Genomic DNA, 18,020 nt, shown 5'->3' on the forward strand with positions numbered 1-18,020 from the left:
TCAATGAGCGGCGTTCTTGTACCTCACCAGACAGTGTCCGGTTTACAGCGCCATGTCAGCCGCTGGGTTGGCTTCACGGGCAGCCGCCGGCTTGGCCGGTGCCGCGGTGGTGCCTGGCTTGCCAATTGCCGGTGGCGGGTCCAGTTGCAGGACGTCGCTGGTGTAAGCCCATTCCTGGGCTACACGCTCAGGGCTATCGTTGAGCTTGGTGCCGTAGCTTGGCACGATCTGGTGCAGTTTTTCCTGCCAGGCCGGGCTGGCGACCTTGTCCTTGAAGACCTTCTCCAGCACGGTCAGCATGATCGGTGCAGCAGTCGAGGCGCCTGGCGAGGCACCCAGCAGGCCGGCGATGCTGCCGTCCTGGGACGCAACCACCTCGGTGCCGAGTTTCAGGACACCGCCCTTCTCTTCGTCACGCTTGATGATCTGCACGCGCTGGCCTGCTTGCCACAGGCGCCAGTCTTCCTGCTTGGCCTGCGGGAAGTACTCTTTCAGGGCGTTGAAGCGATCCTCATCCGACAGCATCAACTGACCGGCCAGGTACTCGACCAGTGGGTATTGCTCGATACCGACCTTGGTCATCGGCCACACGTTGTGGGTGGTGGTGCTGGTCAGCAGGTCGAAGTACGAACCGTTCTTCAGGAACTTGGTAGAGAAGGTTGCGAACGGGCCAAACAGGATCACCCGCTTGCCATCGAGCACGCGGGTGTCCAGGTGCGGAACCGACATCGGCGGTGCGCCGACCGACGCCTTGCCGTAGGCCTTGGCCAGGTGCAGTTGGGCGACGGTCGGGTTTTCGGTGACAAGGAACGAACCGCCCACCGGGAAACCTGCGTATTCACGCGCTTCCGGGATGTCAGACTTCTGCAGCAGGTGCAAGGCACCGCCGCCTGCGCCGATGAACACGAACTTGGCGTCGGTCTCGGTTTCGGTACCGTCCTTGAGGTTCTTGTACGAAACGCGCCAGCTGCCGTCTTCGTTGCGGGTGATGTCTTCCACTTCGCTGGACAGCTTGAGGGAGAAGTTCGGCTTGGTTTGCAGGTAAGCCGCGAATTGACGCGTGATTTCGCCAAAGTTCACGTCGGTGCCCAATGGACTCCAAGTGGCGGCGACTTTCTGGCTCGGGTCACGCCCTTGCATCATCAGCGGAACCCACTTGCTGATCTGCTCGCGATCTTCGGAATACTGCATGCCGGCGAACAACGGGCTGGCCTGGAGGGCTTCGTAGCGCTTCTTCAGGAATGCAATGTTCTCCTCACCCCACAAAAAGCTCATGTGCGGCGTGGAGTTGATGAACGAACGCGGGTTCTTCAACACGCCGTTCTTGACCTGCCAGGACCAGAACTGACGGGAGATCTGGAAGGCTTCGTTGATTTCGATGGCCTTGGAGATATCGACCTTGCCGTTCTTGTCTTCCGGCGTGTAGTTCAGCTCGGCCAGCGCAGAGTGACCGGTACCGGCATTGTTCCAGCCGTTGGAGCTCTCTTCGGCAACACCGTCCAGGCGCTCGACCATTTCCATGGTCCAGCCCGGCTCCAGCTCATTGAGCCAAACGCCGAGTGTCGAGCTCATGATGCCCCCACCAATGAGCAAGACGTCCACTTTTTTTGGCTCGGCGGCGTGCGTGGTCGCAAGACCCATCGCCATCGCCAGGCCCAGTAGCGCCGTGTGTGTTTTCTTCAACATGTGTGTATCCCTAGGATGAACGCCATTCCGTCCACCTGTCCTGATCAAGGATAGACCACGTCCATGGCCGGCAACGCCAGCAGGACGGCTATCGAGAAGGACCGGAGGATGGACCTACAGGGCCGAGCGATACGTCGGCCTCTCGTTTATGTCTCTCCGGCGCTGACTTCTTGTAGGTCTTGGCTTCAGCTGGGGTGAGGGACGCTGCAAACGGTGTTCATCGGGCCTGGCGCGGCCGTGCCCGATAGTCGCAGCGGAGGGGGAGTTTACATAAGGAAATAAACAGATCGAAGCGTCTTTTTACATTCCTGACAAAAACACTGGGTAAACGCGGCGTTGGAGCTTGGAGTAAAGCGCCCTTCGGCGGACTCTCTATCGCGAGCAAGCGCGATCCCACAAAGGAACCCGGTGTGTTCAAGCAAGCCTCTGTGGGAGCGAGCTTGCTCGCGATGACGGCAGCCCGGCCCCTATCCCAGCATCTGACTCAACACCGCTCGCAACTTGCCAGGCTTGACCGGCTTGTTGAGCAGCGGCGCATCCAGCTTGCGCAAGGCGCGACGGCACTGGTCGCTGCGGTCGGCGGTGATGATCACCGCCGGGATCGCCTGGTGGAAATGCTCGCGCAGGTGCTTGACCACTTCACAACCCACGACTCCGTGATCCAGGTGGAGATCCGCCAGGATCAGCTCCGGCGCACGGCCTTGCAGCACATCCAGGGCGCCTGCTTCATCGGTGGCGGTCAACACGTCGCAACCCCACTGCCCCAACAACGCCGCCATGCTTTGCAAAATGCTCAATTCATTGTCGATCACCAACAAACGTCGCCCCGGCAGCGGGTTGCCGGCGACCGCCTGTACCGGGACCTGCGACATGGGCAGAGGTTTTTCGCTGGACAGCGGTACCTCGATGCTGAACACCGAGCCCCGCCCCGGCCGAGAACGTACCTGGACCCGGTAACCGAGGATGTGGGCGATGCGTTCGACAATCGCCAACCCCAGTCCCACGCCTTTGCGGTCCGCTGCCCGGCCGACATCCAGTTGGTTGAATTCGAGGAAAATCGACTCCAGGCAATCGGCAGCGATGCCCCGCCCCGTATCCCAGACCTCGATGCTCAAGCCCCCTCCCCGGCGCCGGGCCGCCAGGAGAATACCGCCCTGAGCGGTGTAGCGGCAGGCATTGCTCAGCAGGTTGCGCAGGATACGGCTGATCAATCGCAGGTCGGTCAGCACGGCTTCGTCGCCAAACCGCACCCGCAGCTCCAACCCTGCGGCGCCGGCCACCGATTGAAACTCTGAAACCAGCGGCCCCAACAACTCATCCAGCCGATACGGCGCCAGATCGGGCTTGACGGCGGCCTGGTCCAGCCGGGAGATGTCCAGCAGGTCGGTGAGCAGGTCTTCGGCCCCTTCGAGCGCCTGATGAGTCCGTTCGACCAGCACATGCTCGGCCGTAGGCAACTGGCGTTCACGCAACGTGGCGATCAGCAGGCGGGCCGCGTTGAGTGGCTGCAACAGGTCATGGCTGGCGGCTGCCAGGTATTTGTCCTTGCTGCGGTTGGCGGCCTGGGCGGCGTCCCGGGCATCGCGCAACTGTTGCTCGATCAGTTCGCGCTGGACAATCTGCTGCTGCAGGTTGTGGTTGGCCTCCAGCAACGCGTCGGTACGCTCGGCCACTCGCTGCTCCAGTTGATCATTGAGCTGTTGCAGGTGCTGCCGGGCCTGCTCCAGCTCATTAAGGCGCGCCGCCAGTTCCGGGTAGTGACTCTTGCGTGTTGAGTGATTGCCCAACCCCAGCAGCCCGGCCAGGGCTTTTTGCTGCTCGTCAGAGGGCTTCGCCATAGACGACCTCGACATCCCGCTGGCTCGACTCCCGAGGGTTGGTGAGGATGCACGGGTCATGCATCGCATGCTGCGACAGGAACGGAATGTCCGAGGTGCTCACGCCATGCAGGCCCAGCGTCTCGTGGAAACCGATGGTGCGTTTGAGGGCAATCAGGTGCTCCACCAGCCGAGTGCGGATCTGCCGGTGGTTGAGCCCCCGGCAGTCGATGCCCAGCGTCTCGGCAATCACCTTGAAACGGTCCGGTGCCGAGTTGTAGTTAAACGCCACCACATGCTCCACCAGTACCGCATTGCACAAGCCATGGGGCAAATCGAGGAAACCGCCCAAACTATGGGACATCGCGTGCACTGCACCGAGGATCGCGTTGGAGAACGCCAGCCCGGCCTGCATGCTGCCCAGCATGATTTTCTCCCGCAGGGCGATGTCCGCCGGGTTGGCGATCATCTGCACCAGGTTACCGTTGATCAGGCGCATCGCTTCCAGCGCGTGGGGGTCGGTCAGCGGGCCGTGACCGGTGGACACGAACGCCTCGATGGCATGCACCAGCGCGTCGATCCCGGTACAGGCGGACAGGAACGGGTCCATGCTCAGGGTGGTTTCCGGGTCGATCAGCGACACATCCGGCACCGCCGCCTTGCTGACGATGGAAAACTTCATCCGTTCTTGCTGGTTGGAGATGATCACGAACTGCGACACATCAGCCGACGTCCCCGCCGTGGTGGGAATCAGGATCAGCGGCGGGCTGGGTACATGCAGGGTATCGACGCCTTCGAACTCAAGGATGTTGCGGCCGTGGGCAACGACAATGCCGATGCCTTTGCCGCAATCCATGGGGCTGCCACCGCCCACCGCAACGATGACATCGCAATGGTTTTCCCGGTAAAGGTCGGCACCGAGCATCACTTCCTCGACCCGCGGATTGGGCGAAACCGCGCTGTAGACGCAGTAATCGATGCCTTGGGCCTGCAGACTGGCTTCGACGTCAGCCACCCAACCGGCGGCGATGACCCCGGGATCGGTGACGATCAGCACCTTGCGTGCACCGAAAGTCTTGGCGTAATTGCCGACATTGTGCCGACAACCGGCACCGAACATGATTTCAGGGGAAACGAATTTGCGCAGTGGGCTGAGGCTCATTTTTTCAGGTACGTGGCTCATCGGTAAGCCTGTTGTTATTGTCTTGGGATACCTTGAGCCTAAAGCATCCCGCCGTGATTGCAATCAGACCAATGGGTAGCCCGGCCTGAACGCATCAGGCCGGGCCTGCCCTTATCGGTTGGCGAAGTACATCGTCACTTCAAAGCCAATACGCAGGTCGGTGTACGCGGGTTTAGTCCACATGGGTCTTTCCTCTTCTTGTACCGGGCGATTCCGGCAAGGTCATTAATGCACGTCACGCCCGGGGCTCGAATGCTACTTTCGAAGCGGTGGGTGGGGTGCGTTGGTAGCTATTCAGGAGCGCTACAAAACCCATTGTGAGAGCAAGTCTTACTGTGGGAGCAAAGCTTGCTCGCGATGAGTCGCCCAGGCCTGACCGGAGACCGAGTCGCCTGTATCGCGGGCAAGCCTTGCTCCTACAGCAGGCTCGCTCTCACAGGGGGTTTACTGCGCTATCGGGTTAGAAGAAGCCCAGTGGATTGATGTCGTAGCTCACCAGCAGGTTCTTGGTCTGCTGGTAGTGATCGAGCATCATCTTGTGGGTTTCACGCCCCACGCCGGACTTTTTGTAGCCACCGAACGCGGCGTGCGCCGGGTACAGGTGGTAGCAGTTGGTCCACACGCGACCGGCCTTGATCGCCCGGCCCATGCGGTAGGCGCGGTTGATGTCGCGGGTCCACAGGCCGGCGCCGAGGCCGAACTCGGTGTCGTTGGCGATCGCCAGGGCTTCGGCTTCGTCCTTGAAGGTGGTCACGCCCACTACCGGGCCGAAGATTTCTTCCTGGAACACGCGCATTTTGTTGTGGCCCTTGAGCAGGGTCGGCTGGATGTAATAACCGCTCGACAAATCCCCCTCGAGTCGCTCGGCCGCACCGCCGGTGAGCAGCTCGGCACCCTCTTGCTGGGCAATTTCAAGGTACGAGAGGATCTTGTCAAATTGCTGCTCGGACGCCTGGGCGCCGACCATGGTCTCGGTGTCCAACGGGTTGCCACGCTTGATCTTGGCGATCTTTTTCATCACCTCGGCCATGAACGGCACATAGATCGACTCTTGCACCAAGGCGCGAGATGGGCAGGTGCAGACTTCACCCTGGTTGAAGAACGCCAGCACCAGGCCTTCGGCGGCTTTCTCGATGAAGGCCGGCTCAGCCTGCATGATGTCTTCGAAGAAGATGTTCGGCGACTTGCCGCCCAGTTCCACGGTGGACGGGATGATGTTCTCGGCGGCGCACTTCATGATGTGCGAGCCCACCGGGGTGGAACCGGTGAAGGCGATCTTGGCGATGCGCTTGCTGGTGGCCAGGGCTTCACCGGCTTCGCGACCGAAACCATGGACGATATTCAGCACGCCGGGCGGCAGCAGGTCGGCGACCAGTTCGATGAAGACCATGATCGACAGCGGCGTCTGTTCAGCCGGCTTGAGCACGATGCAGTTACCAGCGGCCAGGGCCGGGGCAAGTTTCCAGGCGGCCATCAGCAGCGGGAAGTTCCACGGGATGATCTGCCCGACCACGCCCAGCGGCTCGTGGAAATGATAGGCCGTGGTCAGTTCGTTGATCTCGGCCGCCCCACCCTCTTGGGCGCGGATGCAGCCGGCGAAATAACGGAAATGGTCGGCCGCCAGCGGCACGTCGGCATTGAGGGTTTCGCGCACGGCCTTGCCGTTGTCCCAGGTTTCGCTGACAGCGAGGATTTCCAGGTTCTGCTCGATGCGGTCGGCGATTTTCAACAGCACCAGGGAACGGTCCTGCACCGAGGTCTTGCCCCAGGCATCGGCTGCGGCGTGGGCGGCATCCAGTGCCTTGTCGACGTCGGCGGCGCTGGAACGTGGGAATTCGGCAATGACTTCGCCATTGACCGGGGAGGTGTTGGTGAAGTACTCGCCGTTGACCGGCGCGACGAATTCGCCGCCGATGAAATTGCCATAGCGCGGTTTGAAGGAAACGACGGCGCCTGGGGTTCCGGGTTGTGCGTAGATCATGATGGGGCCTCTGCCTGGTCGATGCCTGTCACGGGACAGGCGATAGGCCGATGGTAGAGAGCCCCGCCTGTCGGACGAATGCGTCGTTGGCAGGGGGGACTCTCGTTATTTGGTCGTAGGTTTCAAGCATTGGGACGAGGATATTTGGCGAAACGTCTGTGGGAGCAAGGCTTGCCCGCGATGAAGGCGATGCGGTCTCTCAGGAAACCGAGGCGACTGCATCGCGAGCAAGCTTTGCTCCCACAGAGCAGTCGCCACAAAGGCAGCGCCCGGCGTTATTTCAGCTCAGCGCTTGGCCACCAGTTCCTTCGGCAACTTGAAGGTCCAGAGCATGCCGCCCTGGTTGAAGTCCTTCACGCGCTTGGCCACCTCGCCGCCCCACAGTGGCACCGCACCGCCCCAACCCGAGACCACGGAGACGTATTGCTCGCCGTCCATTTCCCAGGTGATGGGTGAGCCGAGCACGCCGGAGCCGGTCTGGAATTCCCAGACCTTTTCCCCGGTCTTGGCGTTGAATGCTTGCAGGAACCCTTCAGGCGTACCGGTGAACACCAGGTTGCCCTTGGTGGTCAGGACCCCGCCCCACAGCGGCGCGTAGTTCTTGTGGCGCCAGACTTCCTTGCCGGTCTTGGGGTCGATGGCCCGCAGCACGCCGATGTAGTCCTCGTTCAGCGGTTTGATGGTGAAGCCAGCCCCGAGGAACGCCGCGCCCTTCTTGTAGGCGATGCCTTCGTTCCAGATGTCCATGCCCCACTCGTTGGACGGCACGTAGAACAACCCGGTGTCCTGGTTGTACGCCATCGGCATCCAGTTCTTCGCGCCGAGGAACGCCGGTGCGACGAACACCGAACTGCCCTTGGCTTCGCTGCCCGGCGCACCCGGACGGCTGGCCTCGTTGTAGATCGGCCGACCGTCCTTGTCCAGGCCAGTGGCCCAGGTGATCTTGTCGACAAACGGGAAGCCGCGGATGAACTTGCCGTTGGTGCGGTCGAGCACGTAGAAGAAGCCGTTACGGTCGGCGGTGGCCGCCGCCTTGATGTCCTTGCCGCCTTCCTTGTAGTTGAACGAGATCAGTTCATTGACACCGTCATAGTCCCAGCCGTCGTGCGGCGTGCTCTGGAAGTGCCACTTGATGCTGCCGTCGTCCGGGTTCAGGGCCAGGCGCGACGAAGAATAGAGGTTGTCGCCAGGACGCAGGTGGGAGTTCCACGGGGCCGGGTTGCCGGTGCCAAACAGCAGCAGGTTGGTTTCCGGGTCGTAGTAGCCGCCCAGCCAAGGCGCGGCACCGCCGGTTTTCCAGAGATCGCCCGGCCAGGTCTTGCCGGCCTCGCCGCCGGAGATGCCGTTCTCGATCGCCTTGCCATCCTTGTAGACGTAGCCCATGTGGCCTTCCACGGTCGGGCGGGTCCACAGCAGTTCGCCATTTTTCGGGTCATAGGCGCTGATCTGGCCCACCACGCCGAACTCGCCCCCAGCCACGCCGGTAATCAGCTTGCCGTTGATGACCAGCGGCGCGGCGCTGATGGAGTAGCCTTCCTTGTGGTCGGCGACCTTCTTGCTCCACACCACTTTGCCGGTGTCCTTGTTCAAGGCCACCAGCTTGGCGTCGAGGGTGCCAAAGAACACCAGGTCGCCATACAAGGCCACGCCGCGGTTGATCACGTCGCAGCAAGGACGGATGTCATCGGGCAGGCGCGCGTCGTACTGCCACAGTTTCTTGCCCGTGCGCGCATCCACCGCGAACACCCGCGAGTAGGAGCCGGTGAGGTACATCACCCCGTCCTTGATCATCGGCTGGGCCTGCTGGCCGCGCTGCTTTTCACCGCCGAAGGAAAACGCCCAGACCGGTCGCAGGTCCTTGATGTTGTCGACGTTGAGGGTGTCAAGCGGGCTGTAGCGCTGGCCCTGGACACCCAGGCCGTTGGTCACGATTTGTTGCGGGTTTTTCGGGTCCTGGAGAATTTCCTGATCGGTCACGGCTGCAAGGGCCGAACCGGACAGCAACATGGCACTGAGCAGCAGGCTCACGGCGAAGGGTTGGCGACGTGCGGGATGACTCATGACGGCTACCTCTGCGGTTATTGTTATACCCGGGAATTTTTCCCGGTCTGCCACAGATTCTTGGGCTCGAAGCCGTTGCCAACAATTGCCCGCTGTGTTGAGTTTTCTAGTTCCTTGGTACATACGAGAGACAAGACAGGCTCATTGTGGCGAGGATATCTACCCCGCTGGAATACAGGAGCCGTAGGAGCTGACGAGGCTGCGATCTTTGCCCAAACACTTGAATCTCAAGCGAAAGATCAAAAGATCGCAGCCTTCGGCAGCTCCTCCAAAGGTCAGTGGTTGTCGACTCGCCTCATCTGGAGTCGCTCATACCGCGGATACAGGTGACTGACACTGCGAATCAACTCATACCGACTCAGGCTGATCCCGGCAAAACGCTCGGGAATGGGGCTGCGGATCATCTCGGCCATGTCATCGCCCCGCGTCGCGCCGTCGCGCATCAGTTGGTCGAGCCAACCCAGGTAGTCGCGCATCTGTGCAAAGGGCCGGGCGTCGCTCGCGACCGGACCGTGGCCGGGCACGATCTGCTTCCAGGGCAAGGCCTGCAAGGTGTCCAGGTCCCTGAGCCAGACCTCCAGCCCCGGGCTGTTGGGGGTGGTCAAGGCGCGGTCGTAAAACACCAGGTCGCCGGCGAACAGCACACCCGTGGTTTCGTCGAAAATCGCCAGGTCGGCCCCGGTGTGCCCGGCCAGTTGCAACAGGCGCAGCGAGTGATCGCCCACCGTCAACGTACCGGGGTTCAGCACCTGGGTTGGCAACACCACCTCGGTGCCGCGCATCCAGTCGCCCACCAGCCGGTACATGTTTTCCGCCAGTGCATCGCCCTGTTGCCGCAACAGGTCGGTGGTGCCCGCCAAGGCGCCAATGGGCACATTGCTGAAGGCCTGGTTGCCCAAAACGTGGTCGGGGTGATGATGGGTCAGCAGGACCTGGATCACCGGTTTATCGGTGGTCGCGGCAATGGCCTGGCGCAACGCCTCGCCGTAGCGCTTCGACGGCCCGGTGTCGATCACCACCACGCCGGCATCGGTGACGATGAACGCGGTGTTGACGATGTTGCCGCCGTTGGCCTTGGCAAAATTCTCGGTGCTGCCTTCCAGCAGCCAAGTGCCTTCGGCGATCTGCCGAGGCTTGAGTGAGTAATCGGTGGCGGACCATGCCGGCAGGCAGAGGCCAAAACAGAGCAGTAACAGCCAGCGCATGACACGCTCCTTTTATGTTCAGGGAATGGCCGCCTCGAACTCGTTGCCACTGTTGTCGCGCAGCACCAGGCGGGTCTGGCCCGGGCCTCGGATGTCGAAGCCCAGGTTGGGGTTTTCACTGACTGCCGGGAACAGCGCCAGGCGCGCCAGCACCTGGCCGTCGGCGTCCAGCAGTTGTGCCTGGTTGAGGAAAAACTCCGGGATGCCGCTCACCAGGCCGTTATCCATCGGATGAGCCACCTGCAGGCGCAGGCGGCTCGATTCGCCGCGGGGATAGCGGGCACCCAACACCTCGCCCAGGTGGTCCTCCCAACCCGGCTGGGTGCGCACCACGCTGGGCGCGGTGCAGCCGCCACCGGCCGCGTCGATCAGGGTCGAGCCGACGTGCCACAGGCCATCGCGGGTCTGCACGGCGGCACGCAACGGCGTCGCTTGCTCGATGCGAATGCGGATCGACAGCCAGGGCAACACTCGCTCCCCTGGTTGGAAGTCGACGATTTTCGGCAACGGGTTCAGTTCGGCCCAGGCCAGCACCCGCAGAACGTCACCGGTGAAGGCACGGGCGTCGATTTCCAGTGGCACCTGGCGTGCGTCTTCAGCAAAGGGGGGCGCCAGCAGCCGCACCCGATCATCGAACACGAACGGCGCGTCCCCCAGCAATTGCTTGTGATAAAAGGCCCACATCACCGACGGCACCGGGTCCTTTCCTGGTTCGACTGCCACCGCCAGCCACGGCAGGCACCACAACAGCAGGCCATACGCTCGCCAGTTCATCCCTGCGCTCCTATTGGTACATTTCAGGTACTTCGTAGCGCAGGCCATAGCGGGCATACACCGCTTTGATGCTGCCGTCGCGGATCAAACCTTCCAGTGCCTCTTCCACCGCATAGGCCAACTGACGGTTGCTTTCATGCACCGCCATGCCGATTTCCCAACGTTGCTTGCCCATGTTCGGGTAGGCATTTTCCGCCAGCGCCAGTTGCGGATCGGCAGCCTCGTGCACCTGCCAATCGATTTCCCCGCGCATGGCCATGACGGCGTCCACCTCCCCGGCCTGCATGGCCTTGAAGGCCTGGCTGACACCGGGGTAGTGGTGGGTCTTGGTACTGAGCATGCCGTTGAACACTGACGTCAGGTAAAACGACGGCACGCTGTCGACTTCGACGCCAATGGGGTGCTGCTGGAACACCGCGACACTGCCTACCGAATCCAACCGGCGCCGGTCATACGCCACCTGCCAGCACTCCTGCTGGTAAGGCCCGAACATCACCACCTGGGCATTTTCCAGCTCGCCGACGTCGTTGCGCTTTTGCACGTAGTCGTGATCGTACGGGACACGCATCATCAAGTCGGCCAATTGCCGCTCGTGCAGCGGGCTGCTGCGCCAGATATAGTCGCGCAGATCGTCATCGAGCTTCTCGCCGGGCGGCGCCCAGATCAATTGCAGGCGCACGCCAAGCGCTTTGGCCAGGGCTTGCGCCAACTCCACGTCCACCCCCCTGGGTTGGCCATGGTCTTCGAAACTGTAGGGCGCAAAGTCCTTGTACACCGCCACCTTCAGTTCGCCGGCGGCGATCATCTGATCGTAGCTGCGCACCTGCGCCTGCACCGTTTGCCCCCACAGCAGCAGGCTGCACATTACCCATGCGAACAGGCGCATGGCGATCACTCCTCGACGTGCACGCTGTCGAGATAGGTGCGCACCGCCCACAAGGCCTCCTGGCTCAGGTAGTCGGCCATTTTCGGCATGTAGACCCGGCCGTCGCGCACCGCACCGTGACGCACGCGCTCGACAAACCATTCATCGCCGGCGTCGGCGGCGTCGAGCATGCGCAGGTCCGGGGCGATCCCGCCCGACTTGGCTTCCAGGCCATGGCAGGCCGCGCAGTTCTGGTTGTAGGCCGATGAGCCGATCTCCAATGCCCGGTCGTGTTCGGGCGAGGTGCGATAAGGGTTCACCGTGGCCCAGCCATCACCGTCCAAGGCGACACCGGTGTCCTTGATTGGGGTCAGGCCCTTGGTTTCCACTGCCTGGGGCACTACGTTGCCATGAGCCCATGCGGAGCCTGCGCCGGTCAGCCCCATCAGCAGTGCGGTAGCGATGATGGCGTTGCGTTTTGTTGTCATTGTTATGCCCTCTGGATTACACGCAAGACCTCTTTACAGAGGCCGTACCGTCATCTTAGGAACCCCTTGTCGCCAGCCGAATGCTGCTTTGGTGGCCGCGTTCTAGTTCCTTGGTAGCAGGCCATCCGACGCAGGTCGTAAAGACCGGCGGTTCGGGAACGCTTCCCGGCAAGGGCGGGACTTTTTCCGTACGAGCTGACCAAGCCCATGGCCCAGGGTGGTTCGTTCTGGGTGTTCAAGATGCCGAGTTGGGATAAGGCAACGGCGCAGAAACAACCTCTGACCAGCACCCCATCCCCTATGGGAGCGAGCTTGCTCGCGATGACGGCAGCACATCCAATACTGAGGTTGACTGAACCACCGCTATCGCGGGCAAGCTCGCTCCCACAGCGGGGCTCCGAGGTTTCCAGGTTCTGGGACGATCAACCCCGATCAAACTCAGGATCAGCAGAAACGGCAGCAGCAGTGCCTTGAGAATCCGCACGGTCTGTCCCTCCTGGTCAATGACGATGCCTTGCATGCTAAAACCCGGGCCGCCAAGGTGAGTTACTACCTTGGTACTGCACCGGCGGTACTTTCTGCATATTTCCCCATGACCCTGGGCTTCCTATGCTGGCGCTACCTGCAATGGAGGATGTCATGCGCCGGCTCGTCAGTTACGCCCTGGTTTCTCTGCTGGCAGCGGCAACCGCTCACGCGGGCGATGCCACGCCGCTGCAAGTGCACATCGGCTACCTGGGTTATCGTCCCGATCCGGGCCCGTTGCTGTCCAACGTCATTGCCGAACCGGCCGATGCCGGGTTGCGCGGTGCTGAACTGGCGATCGTCGACAGCAACAGCACCGGGCGTTTTCTCAAGCACGACTACCGCTTGGAAAGCGCCAGCGTCGACACGCCCGAAGCGCTGCTCCAGGCCGCCCGAGCCCAACACGACCAGGGCCTGCGGTTGTTCGTGGTCAACGCACCGGCCACCAGCCTGCGCCAACTCAGCGCCGCCCTGCCCGACAGCCTGCTGTTCAACGCCGGTAGCCCCGACGACAGCCTGCGCACCACCGACTGCCTGGGCAACGTGCTGCACAGCCTGCCCGACCGCGCCATGCTCGCCGATGCCCTGGTGCAGTTCAGCGTCGTGCGTAAATGGCAGCGAGCCTTGCTGATCGTCGGCCAGACGCCCGAGGACCAGGCCTATGCCGCCGCATTGCGCCGGGCCATGAAACGCTTCGGCATGAAGATCGTCGCCGAGAAAGCCTGGCAGTTCGACAACGACCAGCGCCGCAGCGCCCAGGCGGACATGCCGCTGTTCACCCAGACCGCCGAGTATGACGTGGTGCTGGTGGCCGACGAGCGCGGCGACTTCGGCGAATACCTGCCCTACCAGACCTGGTACCCGCGTCCAGTGGCCGGCACCCAAGGGCTGACGCCCACCGGCTGGCACAAGACCGTGGAAACCTACGGCGCGGCGCAACTGCAAAAACGCTTCGAAGCCCTGGCCGGACGCTGGATGAACGACCGCGATTTCGCCGCCTGGATTGCCGTGCGCAGCATCGCCAGCGCCGTGAGCAAATTACGTCAGGCCGACCCGCTCGCCATCCGCCAACTGGCCCTCAGCGACCAGTTGCCCCTGGACGGATTCAAAGGTCGCAAGCTCAGCTACCGGCCCTGGAACGGCCAGTTGCGCCAACCGATTCCTCTGGTCCAGCCACGGGCACTGGTCAGCACCTCGCCCCAGGACGGTTTTCTGCACCCCTCCAATGAAATGGACAGCCTGGGCTATGACCAGCCCGAAGTGAGCTGCCGTTACCCCTGATCGATAACAACAATAAGGAAAACCGCCATGCGCCGCTCCCTGACTTACCCAGCCCGGCTCTGCCCAACCCGGTTATGCAAAGCCCTCGCCCTGGGCGCAGCGTTGCTTGCCGCCGGCCCCGCCGCCGCCAGCATTGCCTGGGTCTCCAACGAAAAAGACAACAGCCTGAGCCTGATCGACATGCAGAGCCTGGAAGTCATCGAAACCCTGCCGGTGGGCCAGCGCCCCCGAGGCCTGCTGCTGTCCCACGACAATCGCCTGCTGTACATCTGCGCCAGCGACTCGGACCGGGTCCAGGTGATGGACGTCGCCACCCGCAAGATCATCAAGGAACTGCCCTCCGGCAAGGACCCGGAACAATTCGCCCTGCACCCCAACGACCGTTGGCTGTATGTGTCCAACGAAGACGATGCGCTGGTGACGGTGATCGATACCCAGACCTCCGAAGTCCTGGGCCAGATCGGCGTGGGTGTCGAACCCGAAGGCATGGCCGTCAGCCCCGACGGCAAATGGGCGGTCAACACCAGTGAAACCACGAACATGCTGCACTGGATCGACACCAGCACCCAGACCCTGGCCGACAGCACCCTGGTGGACCAGCGGCCACGTTTCGTCGAGTTCAATCGCGACGGTACGCAGCTCTGGGCCTCGGCGGAGATCGGCGGCACGTTGACCGTGCTCGACGTGGCAACGCGCAAGATCCTCAAGACCCTGACGTTCCAGATCAAGGGCGTGCACCCGGACAAAGTCCAGCCGGTGGGCATCAAGCTCAGCGCCGACGGCGCGCTGGCGTTCGTCGCCCTGGGCCCGGCCAACCATGTGGCGGTGATCGACGCCAAAACCTTCGAAGTGCTGGATTACCTGCTGGTGGGTCGGCGGGTCTGGCAACTGGCGTTCACCCCGGACCAGCGTCAACTGCTGGCGACCAATGGGGTAAGCGGCGATGTCTCGGTGATCGACGTGCAGAGCCGTAAGGTCCTGAAGTCGGTGAAAGTCGGACGCTACCCTTGGGGCGTGGTGGTCACGCCATGAACGCCCTGGAGGTCAGCGACCTGAGCTTTGCCTATGGTGCGCGCGAAGCCCTCAAGCAGATGAATTTCTGCTTGCCCGCGGGACGTTTCGCTGCGCTGCTGGGACCCAACGGCGCTGGCAAGTCGACGCTGATCGCCCTGCTCACACGCCTGTACGACCTGCAACGCGGCGACATCCGCGTCAGCGGTCATTCCCTGCAAAAATCTCCGCGTCCGGCGCTGCGCCAGTTGGGCGTGGTGTTCCAGCAGAGCACCCTGGACCTGGACCTGAGCGTTGAACAGAACTTGCGCTACCACTTGGCGCTGCATGGCTTTTCGCGGCGCCAGGGCAACGCCCGCATCGATGCCGAACTGTCCCGCCAACACCTGACCGAGCGGCGCCACGAGCGGGTGCGCGACCTCAACGGCGGTCATCGGCGCCGGGTGGAAATCGCCCGCGCCCTGCTCCATGAACCGCGCCTGTTGTTGCTCGACGAACCCAGCGTCGGCCTGGATCCGGCCAGCCGCCTCGCCTTGGGCCTGCACATCCGGCAACTGTGCAGCGAGCAGGGCATCAGCGTGCTCTGGACCACTCACCTACTGGACGAAGTACAGCCCAGCGACGACCTGCTGATCGTGCATCAAGGCCGCCTGGTCGCCAGCGGGCAGGCCGACGCGGTGAGCGCGGAACACGGTGGCACCCTCGGCTCGGCCTTCACCCGTTTGACTGCCTCGGGAGTTCGGCCATGAACGCATATTGGCAATGTTTCAGCGGCATCGTGATGCGCGAATGGCTGCGCTTCGTGCTGCAACGCACACGGCTGCTCAGTGCCCTGGTACGCCCACTGCTGTGGCTGCTGGTATTCGCCGCCGGTTTTCGCGCAGCACTGGGCATCGCCATCATCGCGCCCTACGACACCTACATCCCCTACGAGGTGTACATCGTGCCCGGGCTGGCCTGCATGATCCTGTTGTTCAACGGCATGCAGGGCTCGCTGTCGATGGTCTACGACCGGGAAATGGGCAGCATGCGCGTGTTGCTCACCAGCCCCCTGCCCCGGGCTTTCCTGCTGGCGAGCAAGTTGTTGGCGACCTCGCTGATCTCGCTGTTGCAGGTCTACGCTTTTCTCGCCATCGCCTGGTTGTACGGCATCCAGCCACCGCCCCAGGGCCTGCTGCTGGCCCTGCCCGCCTTGCTGCTGGTGGCCCTGATGCTCAGCGCCCTGGGCTTGCTGCTGTCCAATGCCATCCGGCAACTGGAAAACTTCGCCGGGGTGATGAATTTCGTGATCTTCCCGATGTTCTTCCTGTCTTCAGCGCTGTACCCACTGTGGAAAATGCAGGAAGCCAGCCCTTGGCTGTACTGGCTCTGCTCGGTCAGCCCGTTCACCCACGGCGTGGAGTTGGTGCGTTTTGCGCTGTACGAGCAGTTCAACCTGCTGGCGATGGCGGTGTGCGTGGGGTTGACCCTGCTGTTCGCGCTGTTGGCGGTGTGGACGTTCAATCCGCAGCATGCGGCGTTGCGCAAGGCCGGCAGCTAACGCCTCATTGCACAGACAATCTGTGGGAGCACAGCTTGCTCGCGATGGCGGCGGCTTATCCAGAATTGATGCTGACTGGCACACCGTTATCGCGAGCAAGCTTTGCTCCCACAGGGTTTGGTACATGTTCTCCATGTCGCGCGGGTCTTTAGTACTCGAATTACTACTTTAGTACTGCTTTTCCTGTCTATGGTCGCATTCACAAGACCTCGACCCTGGCATGTAATGGGTGCATAACAAAAAGGATAAATCCTATGCCCCGTTTGCTGGCGATCCTCCTGTTGGGCCTGGCGCTGAATGTCGCGCAGGCCGATACCGCGCTGTTTTCCGCGCAGGGCTATCGCATCGCCCAATACCGCAGCCCGACGCCCGCCACCGTCGACGGCGCCCAGACCCTCGACACCCAGGCCCTGCAACACTTGCTCGGCCAAGCCTCGCCCCCAGTGCTGATCGACGTTTATCGTCGGCCATGGGTCCAAGGGCGTTTCATCGACAACGAACCCCACGCCAATCTCCCCGGCAGCCTGTGGCTGGCCAATACCGGCGACGGCGAGCTCGACCCGAGCTGGCAGGACTACTTCAGCCATCACCTGCGCACGGCCACCGGCGGACGTTTGGATTCGCCGTTGGTCTTTTATTGCCGCGCCGATTGCTGGCTAAGCTGGAACGCGGTAAAACGCGCCGCTGCCATAGGCTATAACCATGTGTACTGGTACCGCGACGGCCTCGATGCCTGGGAGGCGGCCAACCTGCCCTTGCAAGCGGCCCGGCCCGAACCCTTTCCATGACTCTGCAAAAAGTGCGTACAACTGCCCTGCCCTACATGACAATAACAAGGTGAATGGCCATGTATAAAATCCTGATAGCCGACGATCACCCACTGTTTCGCGAAGCCATCCACAACGTCATCAGCGATGGCTTTCCTGGCAGCGAGGTCATGGAGACCGCCGACCTGGACAGTGCCCTGGCCTTGACTGCCGAGCACGACGACCTGGACCTGATCCTGCTGGACCTGAACATGCCCGGCATGCACGGGCTCAATGGCCTGATCAACCTGCGCAACGAGGCACCGACCATCCCCGTGGTGATCGTCTCCGCCGAGCAGGACAAGCAGGTGGTGCTGCAGGCCATTACCTATGGCGCGGTGGGTTTCATCACCAAATCCTCGCCACGCTCGCAGATGACCGACGCCATCGAGCAGATCCTCAACGGCAACGTATACCTGCCGCCCGACATCATTCGCACGCAAAAAAGCCCGATGGGCCGGCGCCTGAACGAAACCCCGGCGTTCCCACCGGAACTGCTCCAGGCCTTGACCCGCAAGCAACTGCTGGTGCTCGAACGCATGACCAAGGGCGAGTCGAACAAGCAGATCGCCTACACCCTGGAAATCGCCGAAACAACGGTCAAGGCCCACGTCTCGGCGATCCTGCGCAAACTCAACGTGCACAACCGGGTGCAGGCGATCCTCAGTGCCGGGGATATTGATTTCGGGGCTTATCTGCGACGTTGATACTCACCGACAACGCCGGCTCCCACCACTGACATCCAACCCGTGGCGAGGGAGCTTGCTCCCGCTGGGCTGCACAGCAGCCCCTCCCAA

16 protein-coding genes are annotated in these 18,020 nt (G+C 62.3%); 6 read left to right on the plus strand and 10 right to left on the minus strand.

Translation table 11 applies throughout. The annotated features are described in order from the left end of the window. Positions 1-42 precede the first annotated feature (42 nt). The 10 genes from mqo to pedF form a co-directional block, all read right to left on the minus strand. Entirely contained in the window at positions 43-1,686 is a 1,644-nt protein-coding gene (mqo, locus tag KI237_RS16000; RefSeq protein ID WP_212796070.1) for a malate dehydrogenase (quinone), read from the minus strand. A gap of 467 nt (positions 1,687-2,153) precedes the next feature. After that, complete coding sequence (locus KI237_RS16005; RefSeq protein WP_212796071.1) at positions 2,154-3,524, minus strand: hybrid sensor histidine kinase/response regulator; 1,371 nt, start codon at positions 3,522-3,524, stop codon at positions 2,154-2,156. Further along, on the minus strand, positions 3,508-4,665 hold the full coding sequence (ercA, locus tag KI237_RS16010; RefSeq protein ID WP_085982611.1) for an alcohol dehydrogenase-like regulatory protein ErcA: 1,158 nt from the start codon (positions 4,663-4,665) through the stop codon (positions 3,508-3,510). Before ercA ends, KI237_RS16005 begins: the two co-directional genes overlap by 17 nt. 132 nt (positions 4,666-4,797) lie before the next feature. Next, the gene (gene pqqA, locus KI237_RS16015) at positions 4,798-4,869 is read right to left on the minus strand and encodes a pyrroloquinoline quinone precursor peptide PqqA (protein ID WP_003243383.1); all 72 of its coding nucleotides are present in this window, start codon (positions 4,867-4,869) and stop codon (positions 4,798-4,800) included. Positions 4,870-5,146: 277 nt separating this feature from the next. Next, positions 5,147-6,667 (minus strand): acetaldehyde dehydrogenase ExaC, encoded by a 1,521-nt coding sequence (gene exaC, locus KI237_RS16020; protein WP_212796072.1) that lies wholly within the window; start codon positions 6,665-6,667, stop codon positions 5,147-5,149. A gap of 285 nt (positions 6,668-6,952) precedes the next feature. Next, positions 6,953-8,728: a PQQ-dependent methanol/ethanol family dehydrogenase gene (locus KI237_RS16025; RefSeq protein ID WP_212796073.1), complete on the minus strand. Its 1,776-nt coding sequence runs from the start codon at positions 8,726-8,728 to the stop codon at positions 6,953-6,955. 275 nt (positions 8,729-9,003) lie between these two features. Then, the gene (locus tag KI237_RS16030; RefSeq protein WP_212796074.1) at positions 9,004-9,933 is read right to left on the minus strand and encodes a quinoprotein relay system zinc metallohydrolase 1; all 930 of its coding nucleotides are present in this window, start codon (positions 9,931-9,933) and stop codon (positions 9,004-9,006) included. A gap of 18 nt (positions 9,934-9,951) precedes the next feature. Then, the gene (locus KI237_RS16035; protein WP_212796075.1) at positions 9,952-10,707 is read right to left on the minus strand and encodes a quinoprotein dehydrogenase-associated SoxYZ-like carrier; all 756 of its coding nucleotides are present in this window, start codon (positions 10,705-10,707) and stop codon (positions 9,952-9,954) included. 10 nt (positions 10,708-10,717) lie between these two features. Continuing rightward, on the minus strand, positions 10,718-11,593 hold the full coding sequence (locus KI237_RS16040) for a substrate-binding periplasmic protein (RefSeq protein ID WP_212796076.1): 876 nt from the start codon (positions 11,591-11,593) through the stop codon (positions 10,718-10,720). Between the two features lie 5 nt (positions 11,594-11,598). Next, on the minus strand, positions 11,599-12,060 hold the full coding sequence (pedF, locus tag KI237_RS16045) for a cytochrome c-550 PedF (RefSeq protein WP_212796077.1): 462 nt from the start codon (positions 12,058-12,060) through the stop codon (positions 11,599-11,601). A gap of 639 nt (positions 12,061-12,699) precedes the next feature. Here pedF and KI237_RS16050 point away from each other — a divergent pair. The 6 genes from KI237_RS16050 to KI237_RS16075 all read left to right on the plus strand — a co-directional run bounded on the left by KI237_RS16050 (position 12,700) and on the right by KI237_RS16075 (position 17,930). Then, positions 12,700-13,866, plus strand: a complete 1,167-nt coding sequence (locus tag KI237_RS16050; protein WP_212796078.1) for a lanthanide ABC transporter ABC transporter substrate-binding protein PedA1 — start codon at positions 12,700-12,702, stop codon at positions 13,864-13,866. A 27-nt stretch (positions 13,867-13,893) separates the two neighbouring features. Beyond that, positions 13,894-14,898 (plus strand): YVTN family beta-propeller repeat protein, encoded by a 1,005-nt coding sequence (locus tag KI237_RS16055; protein ID WP_212796079.1) that lies wholly within the window; start codon positions 13,894-13,896, stop codon positions 14,896-14,898. Continuing rightward, positions 14,895-15,626, plus strand: coding sequence for a lanthanide ABC transporter ATP-binding protein PedB/LutE (locus KI237_RS16060; RefSeq protein WP_212796080.1), 732 nt, complete (start codon positions 14,895-14,897; stop codon positions 15,624-15,626). The genes KI237_RS16055 and KI237_RS16060 overlap by 4 nt, the downstream gene beginning before the upstream one ends. Beyond that, a complete protein-coding gene (locus tag KI237_RS16065; protein WP_212796081.1) occupies positions 15,623-16,417 on the plus strand; it encodes a lanthanide ABC transporter permease protein PedC in 795 nt (264 codons plus the stop codon). The genes KI237_RS16060 and KI237_RS16065 overlap by 4 nt, the downstream gene beginning before the upstream one ends. Before the next feature lie 254 nt (positions 16,418-16,671). Next, a complete protein-coding gene (locus tag KI237_RS16070; protein WP_212796082.1) occupies positions 16,672-17,205 on the plus strand; it encodes a PQQ-dependent catabolism-associated CXXCW motif protein in 534 nt (177 codons plus the stop codon). Between the two features lie 59 nt (positions 17,206-17,264). Beyond that, a complete protein-coding gene (locus KI237_RS16075; protein WP_212796083.1) occupies positions 17,265-17,930 on the plus strand; it encodes a response regulator transcription factor in 666 nt (221 codons plus the stop codon). Positions 17,931-18,020 lie beyond the last annotated feature (90 nt).

Source organism: Pseudomonas sp. St316, from assembly GCF_018325905.1.
Taxonomy (GTDB): domain Bacteria; phylum Pseudomonadota; class Gammaproteobacteria; order Pseudomonadales; family Pseudomonadaceae; genus Aquipseudomonas.

What these genes read in the sequence shown, in the direction of transcription:
- KI237_RS16040 (WP_212796076.1), bottom strand. Translation starts at nt 11,593, where the DNA reads ATGCGCCTGTTCGCATGGGTAATGTGCAGCCTGCTGCTGTGGGGGCAA.
- KI237_RS16050 (WP_212796078.1), top strand. Translation starts at nt 12,700, where the DNA reads ATGCGCCGGCTCGTCAGTTACGCCCTGGTTTCTCTGCTGGCAGCGGCA.
- exaC (WP_212796072.1), bottom strand. Translation starts at nt 6,667, where the DNA reads ATGATCTACGCACAACCCGGAACCCCAGGCGCCGTCGTTTCCTTCAAA.
- KI237_RS16055 (WP_212796079.1), top strand. Translation starts at nt 13,894, where the DNA reads ATGCGCCGCTCCCTGACTTACCCAGCCCGGCTCTGCCCAACCCGGTTA.
- KI237_RS16030 (WP_212796074.1), bottom strand. Translation starts at nt 9,933, where the DNA reads ATGCGCTGGCTGTTACTGCTCTGTTTTGGCCTCTGCCTGCCGGCATGG.
- KI237_RS16070 (WP_212796082.1), top strand. Translation starts at nt 16,672, where the DNA reads ATGCCCCGTTTGCTGGCGATCCTCCTGTTGGGCCTGGCGCTGAATGTC.
- ercA (WP_085982611.1), bottom strand. Translation starts at nt 4,665, where the DNA reads ATGAGCCTCAGCCCACTGCGCAAATTCGTTTCCCCTGAAATCATGTTC.
- pedF (WP_212796077.1), bottom strand. Translation starts at nt 12,060, where the DNA reads ATGACAACAAAACGCAACGCCATCATCGCTACCGCACTGCTGATGGGG.
- KI237_RS16075 (WP_212796083.1), top strand. Translation starts at nt 17,265, where the DNA reads ATGTATAAAATCCTGATAGCCGACGATCACCCACTGTTTCGCGAAGCC.
- KI237_RS16025 (WP_212796073.1), bottom strand. Translation starts at nt 8,728, where the DNA reads ATGAGTCATCCCGCACGTCGCCAACCCTTCGCCGTGAGCCTGCTGCTC.
- KI237_RS16005 (WP_212796071.1), bottom strand. Translation starts at nt 3,524, where the DNA reads ATGGCGAAGCCCTCTGACGAGCAGCAAAAAGCCCTGGCCGGGCTGCTG.
- KI237_RS16035 (WP_212796075.1), bottom strand. Translation starts at nt 10,707, where the DNA reads ATGAACTGGCGAGCGTATGGCCTGCTGTTGTGGTGCCTGCCGTGGCTG.
- KI237_RS16065 (WP_212796081.1), top strand. Translation starts at nt 15,623, where the DNA reads ATGAACGCATATTGGCAATGTTTCAGCGGCATCGTGATGCGCGAATGG.
- KI237_RS16060 (WP_212796080.1), top strand. Translation starts at nt 14,895, where the DNA reads ATGAACGCCCTGGAGGTCAGCGACCTGAGCTTTGCCTATGGTGCGCGC.
- mqo (WP_212796070.1), bottom strand. Translation starts at nt 1,686, where the DNA reads ATGTTGAAGAAAACACACACGGCGCTACTGGGCCTGGCGATGGCGATG.